The sequence below is a fragment of the Pantoea dispersa genome, from assembly GCF_035783935.1.
Taxonomy (GTDB): domain Bacteria; phylum Pseudomonadota; class Gammaproteobacteria; order Enterobacterales; family Enterobacteriaceae; genus Pantoea; species Pantoea dispersa_C.
Genome location: NZ_JALKOV010000001.1, coordinates 956,478 through 971,054 on the forward strand (window position 1 = coordinate 956,478; position 14,577 = coordinate 971,054).

11 protein-coding genes, 1 pseudogene and 1 other annotated feature are annotated in these 14,577 nt (G+C 57.5%); of the genes and pseudogenes, 7 read left to right on the top strand and 5 right to left on the bottom strand.

The annotated features are described in order from the left end of the window. Positions 1 to 49: 49 nt before the first annotated feature. A complete protein-coding gene (gene topA / locus MXF20_RS04635; RefSeq protein WP_325967866.1) occupies positions 50 to 2,647 on the bottom strand; it encodes a type I DNA topoisomerase in 2,598 nt (865 codons plus the stop codon). A 370-nt stretch (positions 2,648 to 3,017) separates the two neighbouring features. Between topA and MXF20_RS04640 the strand changes: the two genes are divergently transcribed. Continuing rightward, positions 3,018 to 3,266, top strand: coding sequence for a DUF2498 family protein (locus tag MXF20_RS04640; RefSeq protein WP_325967867.1), 249 nt, complete (start codon positions 3,018 to 3,020; stop codon positions 3,264 to 3,266). 26 nt (positions 3,267 to 3,292) lie between these two features. On the opposite strand, the gene sohB is transcribed toward MXF20_RS04640, so the two are convergent. Next, positions 3,293 to 4,339, bottom strand: coding sequence for a protease SohB (gene sohB, locus MXF20_RS04645; RefSeq protein WP_325967868.1), 1,047 nt, complete (start codon positions 4,337 to 4,339; stop codon positions 3,293 to 3,295). A 174-nt stretch (positions 4,340 to 4,513) separates the two neighbouring features. Between sohB and MXF20_RS04650 the strand changes: the two genes are divergently transcribed. Continuing rightward, a complete protein-coding gene (locus MXF20_RS04650; RefSeq protein WP_325967869.1) occupies positions 4,514 to 5,278 on the top strand; it encodes a YciK family oxidoreductase in 765 nt (254 codons plus the stop codon). Then, positions 5,275 to 5,862 carry a cob(I)yrinic acid a,c-diamide adenosyltransferase gene (gene cobO / locus MXF20_RS04655; protein ID WP_325967871.1) on the top strand — a complete coding sequence of 196 codons (588 nt, stop codon included), beginning with the start codon at positions 5,275 to 5,277 and terminating at the stop codon, positions 5,860 to 5,862. The genes MXF20_RS04650 and cobO overlap by 4 nt, the downstream gene beginning before the upstream one ends. A gap of 32 nt (positions 5,863 to 5,894) precedes the next feature. On the opposite strand, the gene rluB is transcribed toward cobO, so the two are convergent. After that, positions 5,895 to 6,773, bottom strand: coding sequence for a 23S rRNA pseudouridine(2605) synthase RluB (gene rluB, locus MXF20_RS04660; protein WP_325967873.1), 879 nt, complete (start codon positions 6,771 to 6,773; stop codon positions 5,895 to 5,897). An 818-nt stretch (positions 6,774 to 7,591) separates the two neighbouring features. Here rluB and MXF20_RS04665 point away from each other — a divergent pair. Further along, positions 7,592 to 8,248, top strand: a complete 657-nt coding sequence (locus MXF20_RS04665) for a serine protease (RefSeq protein ID WP_325967875.1) — start codon at positions 7,592 to 7,594, stop codon at positions 8,246 to 8,248. On the opposite strand, the gene MXF20_RS04670 is transcribed toward MXF20_RS04665, so the two are convergent. Together MXF20_RS04670 and rnm are read right to left on the bottom strand one after the other, a co-directional pair. After that, positions 8,249 to 8,869, bottom strand: coding sequence for an L-threonylcarbamoyladenylate synthase (locus MXF20_RS04670; RefSeq protein WP_021510107.1), 621 nt, complete (start codon positions 8,867 to 8,869; stop codon positions 8,249 to 8,251). It lies immediately after the preceding gene. 12 nt (positions 8,870 to 8,881) lie between these two features. Beyond that, complete coding sequence (gene rnm / locus MXF20_RS04675; RefSeq protein ID WP_325967876.1) at positions 8,882 to 9,766, bottom strand: RNase RNM; 885 nt, start codon at positions 9,764 to 9,766, stop codon at positions 8,882 to 8,884. Positions 9,767 to 9,921: 155 nt separating this feature from the next. Then, positions 9,922 to 10,026 (top strand) — a sequence feature (Trp leader region). A gap of 22 nt (positions 10,027 to 10,048) precedes the next feature. Between rnm and MXF20_RS04680 the strand changes: the two genes are divergently transcribed. The 3 genes and pseudogenes from MXF20_RS04680 (at position 10,049) to trpCF (ending at position 14,573) form a co-directional block, all read left to right on the top strand. Beyond that, positions 10,049 to 11,611, top strand: coding sequence for an anthranilate synthase component 1 (locus MXF20_RS04680; protein ID WP_325967878.1), 1,563 nt, complete (start codon positions 10,049 to 10,051; stop codon positions 11,609 to 11,611). Beyond that, positions 11,611 to 13,204 (top strand): annotated as a pseudogene (gene trpD, locus MXF20_RS04685) (bifunctional anthranilate synthase glutamate amidotransferase component TrpG/anthranilate phosphoribosyltransferase TrpD). Before MXF20_RS04680 ends, trpD begins: the two are co-directional and overlap by 1 nt. A gap of 1 nt (position 13,205) precedes the next feature. After that, positions 13,206 to 14,573: a bifunctional indole-3-glycerol-phosphate synthase TrpC/phosphoribosylanthranilate isomerase TrpF gene (gene trpCF, locus MXF20_RS04690; RefSeq protein ID WP_325967879.1), complete on the top strand. Its 1,368-nt coding sequence runs from the start codon at positions 13,206 to 13,208 to the stop codon at positions 14,571 to 14,573. Positions 14,574 to 14,577: the final 4 nt, after the last annotated feature.

Consider the following 14,577-nt stretch of genomic DNA (forward strand, 5'->3'; position numbering starts at 1 on the left):
TAGCTATAAGGATGGGAAAAAGGCCAGCGGGCGCTGGCCTGACAGGAGATTACTTCTTCGCTTCCTGCCACTTACCGTCGGTGTAGAAAACCGACCAGCCAGTGGCTTTACCCTCTTTTTCCGAGGCGACATATTGCTGTTTGGTCTTGCGGCTGTAACGCACCAGGGTTTTATTGCCTTCCGGGTCGACTGCCGGCGCTTCGGCCAGATATTTCAGTTTCTCCGGTAACCGGTCAGCAAAGCGCTGCAGCTCTTCCACCAATGGCGCACGGGTTTCGCGCGATTTCGGGAAGGTGTTAGCCGCAAGGAACACGCCTGCCGCACCGTCGCGCAGCACAAAATACGCATCCGATTTTTCGCACGGCAGTTCAGGCAGCGGCACCGGATCTTCCTTCGGTGGCGCGACTTCGCCGTTGCGCAGAATCTTACGGGTATTTTTACAGTCGTCGTTGGTGCACGCCATGTACTTACCAAAACGCCCCATTTTCAGGTGCATTTCGGAACCGCATTTCTCGCACTCCACGATCGGACCGTCATAACCTTTGATACGGAATTCGCCCTGCTCAATTTCATAACCGTCGCACTCCGGGTTATTACCACAGACGTGCAGTTTACGGCCGTTATCGATCAGGTAGCTGTCCATGGCAGTGCCGCACTTCTGGCAGCGACGACGGGCACGCAGCGCGTTGGTCTCGGCATCATCGCCTTCCAGCACGTTGAGGACTTCATTTTCCGGAATCAGGTTGATGGTCTGCTTGCAGCGCTCTTTGGGCGGCAGTGCATAACCGGAACAGCCGAGGAATACGCCGGTACTGGCGGTACGAATTCCCATTTTACGTCCGCAGGTCGGGCAGTCGATGGAGGTCAGCACCATCTGGTTCGGCTGCATGCCGCCCTCTTCCGGATCTTTCTCCGCCTGCTCCAGCTGCTGGCTGAAATCGCTGAAGAACGAATCCAGCACCGCTTTCCACTCGGCTTCGTTGTTCGCTACCTGGTCGAGGCTGTCTTCCATATGCGCGGTGAAGTCATAGTTCATCAGCTCACGGAAGTTCTCTTCCAGACGATCGGTAACGATTTCACCCATCTTCTCAGCGTAGAAACGGCGGTTTTCCACCCGCACGTAGCCGCGGTCCTGAATGGTGGAAATAATCGAAGCATAGGTGGACGGACGACCAATGCCACGCTTTTCCAGCTCACGCACCAGTGAAGCTTCGCTGAAGCGCGCCGGCGGCTTGGTAAAGTGCTGGCCCGGCAGCAGTGATTTCAGATCCAGCGTGTCGCCGACGTTCACCGGCGGCAGGGTCAAATCTTCATCATTTTTACGCAGTGCCGGCATCACTTTGGTCCAGCCGTCAAAGCGCAGCGTACGGCCTTTGGCTTTCAGTTTGAAATCCGCAGCGCCTACGGTCAGCGTGGTGGAGTCATACTGCGCCGGTACCATCTGGCAGGCGACAAACTGGCGCCAGATCAGCTGATACAGTTTCTGCGCATCCGCTTCCATATCTTTCAGCTGCTCGGCGGCAATATTCACATCGGAAGGACGTATCGCTTCGTGCGCTTCCTGCGAGTTCTCTTTGCTGGCGTAAGTGTTAGGCGCATCCGGCAGATAATTCTTACCGAATTTTTTCTCCACGAAGCCACGCGCCATCGCCACCGCATCCTGGCTCAGGTTGGTGGAATCGGTACGCATATAGGTGATGTGACCGGCTTCGTATAAACGCTGCGCCATCATCATGGTTTTCTTCACGCCAAAGCCGAGGCGCGTGCTCGCCGCCTGCTGCAGCGTCGAGGTAATAAACGGCGCCGACGGTTTGCTGCTGGTCGGTTTGTCTTCACGATCCAGCACCGCGTAACGCGCTTTCTCCAGAATCGCGACTGCCGCTTCGGTTTGCTCGCGGTTAACCGGACGGAACGCTTTGTCGCCCTGATGTGTCACTCTGACCGCCAGCGCATCGCCTTTCGGCGTCGACAGGTCGGCGTCAATTTCCCAGTACTCTTCCGGGACGAAGGCTTTGATTTCGCGTTCGCGCTCAACCACCAGGCGCACGGCGACCGACTGTACGCGGCCGGCCGACAGGCCACGGGCAATCTTTTTCCACAGCAGCGGCGAGACCATATAGCCCACCACGCGGTCCATAAAGCGACGCGCCTGCTGCGCATTCACGCGTTCGATATTCAGTTCGCCCGGCTTGTCAAACGCCTGACGAATCGCATTTTTGGTGATTTCGTTAAACACCACGCGGCTGAAGCGTTTATCGTCGCCGCCGATTACTTCCCGCAGGTGCCAGGCGATGGCTTCCCCTTCGCGGTCAAGGTCGGTTGCGAGATAGATGTGGTCGGCATCGGCAGCCAGGTTTTTCAGCTCGGAGACCACTTTCTCCTTGCCAGGCAGAATCTGATAGTCCGCTTCCCAGCCGTGCCACGGGTCAACGCCCATGCGATTGACCAGCGCGGCCTTTTCATCTTTCTTTACTTTCTTGCCGGTTTTCGCCTTTTCCCCGTCGGCACTTTTACGGGCCGTTGAACCACTGGTCGGCAAATCACGGATATGACCGACGCTGGATTTCACCACGTAGTCATTACCGAGGTATTTATTGATTGTTTTGGCCTTTGCCGGGGACTCAACGATGACGAGTGCTTTACCCATATGTACCTTTACCTAATTGAAACGTCCTGATAAACGGGAGAGGATTGGCGGCCCCAAAACCCAGTGGGTTAAATATTGCTGCTGACTTTTTCATTTTCAAGCCAGCGGGGACAATCTCTGGTCAGATTGCATCGGTATTTGCAACTTGATGATTAAGAGCGAGTTTTCCGTCTGACGGTATCACACATCCCGGTGTGAACTCCCTGAAAGCTGAATCGCCCACACTCTACCTGATAAAATCGGTTACGCAACTTAATTAGCATTCTGTTCAATTTTGCGCCAGTTTTCCGCCCGAACGGTGATTTGCTGAACGCACCAACAGCCAGGTAATATAGAAGGAGAAAATACGTTGTCAAAAAAGAGGGGAAAAATGTCAGCAGAAACGGAATCCATTTCACACCAGGCGTTACTGGAAATCGCCAATCAGCTCATTCAGCAGCACGACGAATATTTTACCGGGATGGAAGCCAGTGAGGTGATTCAGCAGGGCGAGGTGCTGGTGTTTCGCGGTCCGTGGTTCCTCGACGCCGAAGGCTTACCGACGGCCAAAACCACAGCGGTGTTCAACGTGTTCAAGCACCTTGCAGTGGTGCTCTCCGCGCAGTATCACCTGGCATAAAAAAACCCGGCCTGCGCCGGGTTCATTTACAGCAGCGGTTTGTCACCGCGCTGCCAGATTTTCAGAATCAGCCGCTCGGCCGCGACGCTGGCGCTGTGGGTAAAGCGGTCAATCATCTTTTTCTTGCGCGCAAACTGTACGCCCAGCACGCTAAAGCGCTCCATGCGTGCGATAATCAGCGCATCACTGGTGCCAATCTCGTCAATCAGCCCCAGATCCAGCGCCTGACGGCCGTACCAGTGTTCGCCGGTCGCCACTTTGTCCAGATCCAGCGTCGGTCGCATCTGCTGCACAAAGTCTTTGAACAGCTGATGGGTTTCGTTCAGGTCTTCCTGAAACTTCTCCCGCCCTTCCTCGGTATTCTCACCAAACAGCGTCAGCGTTCGCTTGTACTGACCGGCAGTGTGCAGTTCGACATCAATATCGTTGCGCTTCAGCAGACGATTAAAGTTAGGGATCTGCGCCACCACCCCAATGGAGCCGATGATGGAGAACGGTGCCGCCACGATGCGATCCGCGACGCAGGCCATCATGTAGCCGCCGCTGGCAGCGACTTTATCCACCACCGCCGTCAGGTGCAGGTCGGCATCACGCAGGCGCTGCAGCTGCGACGCCGCCAGGCCATAGCCGTGCACCACGCCGCCCGGGCTTTCGAGCCGCAGCAGCACTTCATCACCCGGCTGCGCCACTGCCAGCACCGCGGAGATCTCTTCGCGCAGCGAGCTGACTTCACCAGCATCCATACTGCCTTTGAACTCCAGCACATACAGTGTCGGCTTCGCCGCTTCAGTCACACCGGCTTTGGCGTTGCGCTTTTCGGCTTTGGCTTTCTGTTTCTCTTCTTTTTTATGCTGCTTCAGCCACACTTTTTGCGCCTGCGGCTTCATCTTCGCCAGCTGCAAATCCTCTTTCATCTCGCGATACGCCTCGTCGAGATGGGTTAAGCGCAGCTGACCGCCGCTGTGACGTTTACGCAGCGCGGCATTCAGCACAATCAGTACAATAGCTGCGATCGCCACCACTACGGTGACGGCCTTGGCCAGAAATAATCCATAACTGGAGAGTAAATCCATTCTGCCGCCTTATTAAACAGTGAATTACAGTCAAACGCTGAGTTTACCCGCTTTAACGCCGTTCGTCGCCTGAAATGCCGGCAGGCGGCACAGAATGCGCGTTGCGGCGATTGCACCTTGCGGTAAATTGAGGCATAAAGCCAAAAAACCCTCTGACCTGCAAAGGACATCGCTGTGCATTATCAACCGAAAAGCGACCTGCTGGACAATCGCATCATCCTCGTGACCGGCGCTTCCGACGGCATTGGCCGCGAAGCCGCCCTGACCTATGCGCGCTACGGTGCGCGCGTCATTCTGCTGGGTCGCAATGCCGCAACGCTGCAGCAGACTGCGGACGCAATCAATCAACTTAACAAACAGCCCGCCGCCACGCTGCTGCTGGATCTGGCTGACGCCACACCGGAGAGCTGCCAGCAGCTGGCACAGCAGGTTGCCGCGCTGGTGCCGCGACTGGATGGCGTGCTGCATAACGCCGGCATTCTCGGCGAGATCGTGCCGCTGGCCGAGCTCGATCCGGCGGTCTGGCAGCAGGTGATGCAAATCAACCTCGACGCCACATTCTATTTAACGCAGGCGCTGTTGCCGCTGCTGCTGCAATCCGACGCCGGTTCACTGGTGTTCACCACCTCCAGCGTGGGCCGTACCGGCCGCGCCGGCTGGGGTGCCTACGCGGTGTCAAAATTCGCCACCGAGGGCATGATGCAGGTGCTGGCCGATGAGTACAAAAACCGCCATCTGCGGGTGAACTGCATCAATCCGGGCGGCACGCGCACCAAAATGCGCGCCAGCGCCTTCCCGGAGGAAGATGCCAGCCTGCTAAAAACCCCGGCTGACCTGATGCCGCTCTACCTTTATTTAATGGGCGATGACAGCCGCCGCAAAACCGGCATCAGCTACGATGCACAACCGGGGCGTAAACCGGGACCGGCCAGCGCATGAGCGATCGTCATCAGCAACGTCAGCAGCGGCTGAAAGAACAGGTTGATGCCCGCATCGCCGCCGCCACCGACACGCGCGGCATCCTGATGGTGTTTACCGGCAACGGCAAAGGCAAAACCACCGCCGCCTTTGGCACCGCGCTGCGCGCCTGTGGTCACGGTAAAAAGGTGGCTGCCGTGCAGTTTATCAAGGGTGAATGGCCCAACGGCGAGCGTAATCTGCTGGCGCAGCACGGCGTAGAGTTTCAGGTGATGGCCACCGGCTTTACCTGGGAAACACAGGATCGCGTCAGCGATACGGCGGCCTGCCAGCAAGTGTGGCAACACGCCAGACGCATGCTGCAAGATGACACGCTCGATCTGGTGATCCTTGATGAGATCACCTACATGGTGAGCCTGGATTATCTTGAGCTGGATGAGCTGGTGAGCGCTCTACAGCAACGTCCGCCGCAGCAAAGCGTGATTATTACCGGGCGCGGCTGTCACCGTACGTTACTGGAGATGGCAGATACCGTCAGCGAAATGCGTCCGGTGAAGCATGCGTTTGATGCCGGGATTCAGGCACAGCAGGGAATCGACTGGTAAAAACTGACGCCGCAGGCGCGGCGTCGGGGACATCAGGAACCGCGTTTGGTGTTATTGCGACGCGGGCTGTTGGTGCTGACCGCACTGTGACGTTTGACCGCCCGGCGGATTTGGTTGGCTTTGGTACGGCGACGATCCTTCTCGACCGCCACTTTGGTGACCGTCTCTTCCGGCAGTCCCACTATCGTACGCAGGTAGTTGACCGCTGGCAGTTCCATCTCCATCCAGCCGCCACGCGGCAGGCCTTTTGGCAGCTGGATATCGCCATAGCGCACGCGCATCAGACGACTGACCTGCACACCAACCGCTTCCCACAAACGACGCACTTCACGATTACGCCCTTCGGTCAGGGTGACGTTGTACCACTGGTTGATGCCTTCACCGCCAGCGAATTTGATGGTTTTAAACGCTGCCGGACCGTCTTCCAGCTGCACGCCTTTGCTCAGCTGACGCACTTTGTCGTCATCCACTTCACCGAATACGCGCACGGCGTATTCACGCTCGACTTCGCGGCTGGGGTGCATCAGACGGTTGGCCAGCTCACCGTCGGTGGTGAACAACATCAGACCGCAGGTGTTCACATCCAGACGGCCAACGGCAATCCAGCGGGAACCGCGCAGACGCGGCAGGCGATCAAATACCGTCGGACGCCCTTCCGGATCGTTGCGCGTGCACAGCTCACCTTCCGGTTTGTAGTACGCCAGTACGCGACACACCTCGGTGGCCGATTCAGCAATCGACACCAGATGACCATCAATACGGATTTTCAGGGTTTTATCATTTTCGATGCGATCGCCCAGCGTCGCCAGTTTGCCATCAACGCTGATGCGTCCGGCTGAAATCATTGCTTCGATTTCGCGGCGCGAGCCGTGACCGGCGCGCGCTAATACTTTTTGTAATTTCTCGCTCATGGAGCTGCCTCGTTGTCGCCTTCCCAGGCGTCGTGGTAATGAAGAGGTAAGATACCGGCGTTACCAGGTCCTGTATCAGAATTTGTGACCGCAGCGCACCGTATGCCAGCGCGCGCGGCCGGTGATTTTACACCAGCTACAGTTTCGTTAACACCTTTTCCTCATCTGCCGATAATAAAGCGCCTGAAGTTTAGCGTGCGTACCCGTCCGGCCGGCGATTGATTTGGGTTTCTGATCAATTCGCGTAAAAAGTGTCAGGGCAGCTGACGCAACCCGCTGAAATAGCGTCGTTTTGTCTGACACGGTTTATTGGCTGACCGCCGGGCCGATTAGCCTCACAATAGATTAAATTGACTCACCAGTCAGATGCCAGCAGCGTTCACGACACAGACAAGGATTCGCAAACATAAAATCGGCAAGTTACAACAAAAACAGCACAAACCTCTGAACAATTGGGTTAATCAGGTCGATGTCAATCAGGCATGACAGATTTACAGCGAATTGGCACTGCAGGTTGAATTAAGTCTGTATTTTCGCTTTTATTTGATAAAGATTAAATATGATGAATTGTTCTCAAACGAAAACTGTGTAAAATTTAATCCTGAATTTGGCTGAGCTGTCTTAATAAAGTATTTAATTTACCCTTTATCTTCTTTTTATAACAAGCCATTCACAATTAATGGTACAGCAGGCCTGATAATATAATCCGGCGCGCACGGGAATTCGCGCGCTAATCGCTTCACGGATTGAATTTAATTTGTCTGTCGAAAGTCTTCACCAGGGATTTTGCTGACGGACATTAAATGAAGATCGCTATCATGAGAACCTCTCTGCTTTGGCCGGCGCTTGCAGCGCTGGCACTGAGCGGTTGTTCCGTGGGCCATACTGAGTACAGTCGTACGGCAATGCAGCACGTGGATATGAGCGTGACCGGCATCCCGACGGTACTCGGTTTGGGCATCCTCGGTACAACCATTCCGTTAACGCCGGAATATAGCCTGACCGCCGCGCACGTGGCCAAAACCGCCGTGCAGCGCGTAAAGGCTTATCACCCTTATTGCGACGTCGCGATTATTTATCATAAAAACAGTCCGGATACGCTGGCGAAATTCCGCAGTAGCGCGGTGGGCGAGCCGGTTAAAATGTACGGCTACAGCTTTATTTCCGCGATGCCGGTGGAATCGAGCGGCGTTAATCTGGCGCGCACCGCGATCAATAATCGCTGGAATAAAAAACCGTGCATGGCGATGGCTTCTGATGCCGGTGTCGTTCAGGGGATGTCGGGCGGCGCGGTGTATAATGCCGACCAGACAATCAGCGGAGTGATTGTGGGTTACAGCCATGAAATTGCTAACGTGCGCAGCAAAAAAGTTATCTTAAAAGATGTCTCGCTGTACATCCCTTACGGCGATTTCAAACGCTGGCTGGAAGCCAATATCGGCCAGGCGCCGCAAACCGCGCCTGGCCCGGCCTGATCACAGGAACGGGCGGGTGTCGCCTGCCCCTTCACGCACAATGACCGGCGCGTCGCTGGTGAGATCGATCACGGTGGTCGGCTGCTGACCCAGCGTGCCGCCATCGATAATCAAATCCACCAGCTTGCCGATGCTGTGCTGAATCTCTTCCGGATCGGATTCGGTGAAATCATTGCCCGGCAGCATCAGTGAGGTCGACATCATCGGCTCATTGAGACGCTCCAGCAGCGCCAGCGCCACCGGATTTGACGGCACGCGCAGGCCGATGGTTTTACGCTTATCGTTCATCAGACGACGCGGCACTTCTTTGGTCGCCTTCAGAATAAAGGTGTAATTGCCCGGCGTGTTGTTCTTCAGAATGCGAAACGCGCTGTTATCCACCTGCGAATAGGTCGACAGCTCTGAGAGATCGCGACACATCAGGGTGAAATTGTGGTTGCCATCAAGCTGACGAATGCGGCAGATGCGCTCCATAGCATTCTTTTCTTCCAGACGGCACCCCAGCGCGTAGCCGGAATCGGTTGGATAGACAATCACACTGCCTTTATTGAGATAATCAACCGCCTGGTTGACCAGACGCGGCTGCGGATTTTCCGGATGAATGTGAAAAAGTTGACTCATAAAAACCTCATGTCACCTGTCAGCGGGAGACGTCGCGGGCGCTAACGCGGGGAATCGCTCCCAGACCGGCTCGACGCCGCCCGGCAGCCATAGCTTGCGCCCCAGTTCAATCCACGGACAGGGTTGGTGGAAATCGGACCCCTGTGAGGCCGCCAGCTGAGTATCGCGCGCATAGCTCGCCAGCTGGGTACGTTCATTCGGTGCCTGCTGGCACTGCGCCACTTCCATTGCATCGCCGCCTTCCGCAGCAAAATGCGCGATCAGCCGCTTCAGCCATTTGGCCGACAGCCCATAACGCGCAGGATGGGCCAGCACCGCCACGCCGCCAGAATGATGAATAGCATCAATGGCTTGTTTAATTGTACACCATTGTGGCGGCACATAGCCGGTTTTGCCACGCGCCAGATAGTTTTTAAATACTTGCGCCATGTTATCGGCTTTGCCCAGTTCAACCAGATAGCGGGCAAAATGCCCGCGGGTGATTACCCCGCCCTGCGCCAGACGCTGGGCGCCGGCCAGCGCGTCGGGAATACGCGCGCGTTCCAGCCGTTCGGCAATCAGCGCTGCGCGTGCCATCCGGCACTGGTGCTGCTGCGCGAGGAAAGCAGTTAATGCCGGATGCTGGCAATCCACATTCAGCCCGACGATATGAATTTCATGATTCTCCCACAGCGTGGATGCTTCCAGACCGGCAAGCACCCTGAGCGGCAATTGCTGTTGCTGCACCGCCGCCTGCGCTTCGGCGACGCCCGCCACGCTATCGTGATCGGTAATGGCCAGCACGCCGACGCGCATCTCAACGGCGCGCTGCACCAGTGCGGTCGGCGTCAGCAAACCGTCAGAAGCCTGGGTATGGCTGTGTAAATCGTAAAGCGGAAAACGGGCGATATCTGACAAGGTCACTCCAGCGACTGCATGAAACCGGCTGGCATGATAACGATTTTGCCCGTAACTGAAAAAGGGTATTGACTTTTTTCACCCGAACCAGTTAACTAGTACACAAGTTCACACGTAACGGGTATTTAATCATGGCTCTTATCGGTACGCATGTTAATGGTTGGTGGCGCGATGATCCCTTTCACGGGCGACGTCGTCGTGCACATTTTGCGTAACCGCAGTGCAGATACCTGAGCCCGCCACCGAGCGGGCTTTTTTTGAGCGAAATTCAGAGAATCCATTATGGCTAATGCGAAACCTACATTGAAGTTGATTACCGGCACCGCGCCCTACCGCGAAGATCCGGCCGCAGTGTTTCATCAATTATGCGGCGCACGACCGGCAACTCTGCTGCTTGAATCTGCCGATATCGACAGCAAGCAGAACCTGAAAAGCCTGCTGATTGTCGACAGCGCGCTGCGCATCAGCGCACTCGGCAATGTTGTCACCCTGCAGGCGCTGTCTGAAAACGGCCGCGCACTGCTGCCGCTGCTGGACGAAGCGCTGCCGCCAGAGGTGCGTATTGAAGTCCGTCCGGACGGCCGTGCGCTGCATTTCATGCCGGTTCAGGGTCTGCACGATGAAGATTCGCGCCTGAAAGCGCTGTCGGTGTTCGATGCGCTGCGTCTGATTCCGCACCTGGTGAACAGCCCGGCGGAGGAGCGTGAAGCCATGCTGCTGGGCGGCCTGTTTGCCTACGATCTGGTCGCGGGATTTGAAGATCTGCCGCCGCTGCGCAACGACCAGAGCTGCCCGGATTACTGTTTCTACCTCGCCGAAACCTTACTGGTGATCGATCACCAGCAACGCAGCGCCCGCCTGCAGGCCAGCCTGTTTACGCCGTCCACCAGCGAGTTCCAGCGTCTGCAGAGCCGCATTGAGCAGCTGCACGGCCAGATGACGCAGCCCGCGCCGGCGCTGCCGGTACATCGCGTCGAGCAGATGACGCTCAGCACCAGCCAGAGCGACGAGGCTTACTGCAACGTGGTAAGCGAACTGCAGCAGGCGATTCGTATCGGAGAAATCTTCCAGGTGGTGCCATCGCGTCGCTTCTCGCTGCCGTGCCCGTCACCGCTGGCGGCTTACGACACGCTGAAAAACAGCAACCCGAGCCCGTATATGTTCTTTATGCAGGATCAGGATTTCGCGCTGTTTGGCGCTTCGCCAGAGAGCTCGCTGAAGTATGACGCCAGCTCGCGCCAGATCGAAATCTATCCGATTGCCGGTACGCGTCCTCGCGGCCGCCATGCTGATGGCTCGCTGGATCGCGACCTGGATAGCCGCATTGAACTGGAGATGCGCACTGACCACAAAGAGCTGGCTGAACACCTGATGCTGGTAGACCTTGCGCGCAACGACCTGGCGCGTATCTGTGTGCCCGGCAGCCGCTATGTCGCGGATCTGACCAAAGTTGACCGTTACTCGTTTGTAATGCACCTGGTGTCCCGCGTGGTGGGCACGTTGCGCAACGATCTCGACGTGCTGCACGCCTATCGCGCCTGCATGAACATGGGCACGCTGAGCGGCGCACCGAAAGTGCGTGCGATGCAGCTGATCGCGGAAAAAGAAGGCACGCGACGCGGCAGCTACGGTGGCGCAGTCGGTTACTTCACCGCCAGCGGCGACCTCGATACCTGTATTGTGATCCGCTCTGCCTGGGTGGAAGACGGCGTCGCCACGGTCCAGGCCGGTGCCGGCGTGGTGCTGGATTCTCAGCCTCAGGCTGAAGCGGACGAGAGCCGCAACAAAGCCCGCGCGGTATTGCGCGCCATCGCCACTGCCCATCACTGCAAGGAGATTTTCTGATGGCCGATATCCTGCTGCTCGATAATATCGACTCCTTTACTTATAACCTCGTTGACCAGCTGCGTACCTTTGGCCACAACGTGGTGATTTACCGCAATAACGTCCCGGCAGAGGTGCTGATCGACCGCCTGCAGCAGATGGAAAATCCGGTGCTGATGCTTTCACCCGGTCCCGGCGCGCCAAAAGATGCCGGCTGCATGCCGCAGCTGCTCCAGGCGCTGCGCGGTCAGCTGCCGATCATCGGTATCTGTCTCGGCCATCAGGCCATTGTTGAAGCTTACGGCGGCCACGTCGGCCAGGCGGGCGAAATTCTGCACGGCAAAGCTTCCGCCATTACCCACGATGGCGAGGCGATGTTTACTGGCCTGAGCAATCCGCTGCCGGTGGCGCGCTATCACTCGCTGGTCGGCAGCAATACCCCGGCGGAATTGACGGTTAATGCCAGCTACAACGGCATGGTGATGGCGGTGCGTCACGAAACCGACCGCGTGTGCGGTTTCCAGTTCCATCCCGAATCCATTCTCACCACGCAGGGCGCACGTCTGCTGGAGCAAACGCTGGCCTGGGCGCTGGCGAAATAACAGGGAGATGACGATGCAAACTATTCTGGAAAAACTGTATCAGGCGCAGACGCTGAGCCAGGCCGAGAGCCACCAGCTGTTTAGCGCCATCATTACCGGACAGCTGGAGCCAACGCAGCTGGCAGCGGCGCTGATCGCCATGAAAGTGCGTGGAGAACGTCCGGAGGAGATCGCCGGTGCCGCTTCCGCGCTACTGGCCGATGCCAAACCGTTCCCGCGTCCGGAGTATACCTTTGCCGATATCGTCGGCACCGGCGGTGACGGCAGCAACAGCATCAATATTTCTACCGCCAGCGCTTTTGTCGCCGCCACCTGCGGGCTGAAAGTGGCCAAGCACGGCAACCGCAGCGTCTCCAGCAAATCCGGATCGTCCGATCTGCTGGCCGCCTTCGGTATCAATCTCGACATGCCGGCAGAGCAGGCACGGCAGGCACTGGACGATCTCAACGTCTGCTTCCTGTTTGCGCCGCAGTACCACAGCGGTTTTCGCCATGCGATGCCGGTGCGCCAGCAGCTGAAAACCCGCACGCTGTTTAACGTGCTTGGCCCGCTGATCAACCCGGCGCGCCCGCCGCTGGCGGTGATTGGCGTGTACAGCCCGGAGCTGGTGCTGCCTATTGCCCAGACGCTGAAAGTGCTGGGCTACCAGCGCGCTGCCGTGGTGCACGGCGGCGGCATGGATGAAGTGGCGCTGCACAGTGCGACCCAGGTGGCTGAACTGCGTGACGGTGAGATCACCAGCTATCAGCTGACGCCGGAAGACTTTGGCTTCAGCTTCCAGCCGAAAGAGGCGCTGGCCGGCGGCACGCCGGAAGAAAACCGTGACATTCTGACGCGTTTGCTCCAGGGTAAAGGCCAGCCCGCCCACGAGCAGGCGGTTGCGGTGAATGTCGCAATGTTGCTGAAAGTATTCGGAAATGAAGATTTGCGCGACAACGCGGCGCGCGCCATCGCTGCCATTCGCAGCGGTCAGGCGTATGAGCGCGTTGTAGCACTGGCAGCGAGAGGATGAAATGAGTATCAAGGGCACCGTATTAGAGAAAATTGTGCAGGACAAAGCCCTGTGGGTTGAAGCACGCAAATCGCAGCAGCCGCTGGCCTCTTTCCAGAACGATCTGCAGCCGGCGGAGCGTCATTTTTACGAGGCGCTGCGCGGCACGCGCACCGTTTTCATTCTGGAGTGCAAAAAAGCCTCCCCGTCCAAAGGGCTGATTCGCGCCGATTTTGATCCGGCCACCATCGCCGGCATCTATCGCCATTACGCTTCTGCGGTGTCGGTGCTGACCGATGAGAAATATTTCCAGGGCAGCTTTGATTTTCTGCCAGTGGTCAGCGCGGCGATTACGCAGCCGGTGCTGTGCAAAGACTTTATTATTGATCCTTACCAGATTTATCTGGCGCGCCATTACCAGGCCGACGCCATTCTGCTGATGCTGTCGGTGCTGGATGATGAGCAGTACCGTCAGCTGGCTGCGGTGGCGCACAGCCTGAAAATGGGCGTGCTGACCGAAGTCAGTAATGAAGAAGAGCTGGAACGCGCCATTGCGCTGGAAGCCAAAGTGGTCGGCATCAACAACCGTGACCTGCGCGATTTGTCGATTGACCTGAATCGTACGCGTCAGCTGGCGCCGCGTCTCGGCCATGGCGTCACGGTGATCAGTGAGTCCGGCATCCATAATTACGCTCAGGTGCGCGAGCTGAGCCATTTCGCCAACGGCTTTTTAATCGGCTCGGCGCTAATGGAAGAGCACGACCTCGACGCCGGCGTGCGCCGCGTGCTGCTGGGCGATAACAAAGTGTGCGGCCTGACCCGGCCGGAAGATGCGCAGGCCGCGCATCAGGCCGGTGCGCTGTTCGGTGGCGTGATCTTTGCCGCCGGTTCGCCGCGCCAGGTCAGTACAGCGCAGGCACAGGCGGTGATCGCCGCCGCGCCGCTGAAGTATGTTGGTGTCTTCCGTAACAGCGCCATTAGTGACGTTGTCACGCTGGCCACTGACTTATCGCTTGCGGCCGTGCAATTGCACGGCGACGAAGATAAGGCGTACGTCGCGGAACTGCGTCAGGCGCTGCCGGCCAGCGTACGCATCTGGAAGGCGTTGAGCATCAAAGATCGGTTGCCGCCACGCGACTGGCCGCACGTTGATCGCTATGTGCTGGATAACGGCCAGGGCGGCAGCGGTCAGCGCTTTGACTGGTCGCTGCTGCAGGGTGAAAACCTGACAGACGTGCTGCTGGCCGGTGGCCTGAGCGCCGATAACTGCGTCGAAGCCGCTCAGCTCGGCTGTGCCGGCCTCGATTTTAACTCTGGCGTGGAATCCGCGCCGGGCATCAAAGATGCCAGCAAAGTCGCGGCGGTATTCCGCACGCTGCGCGCCTATTAATTGC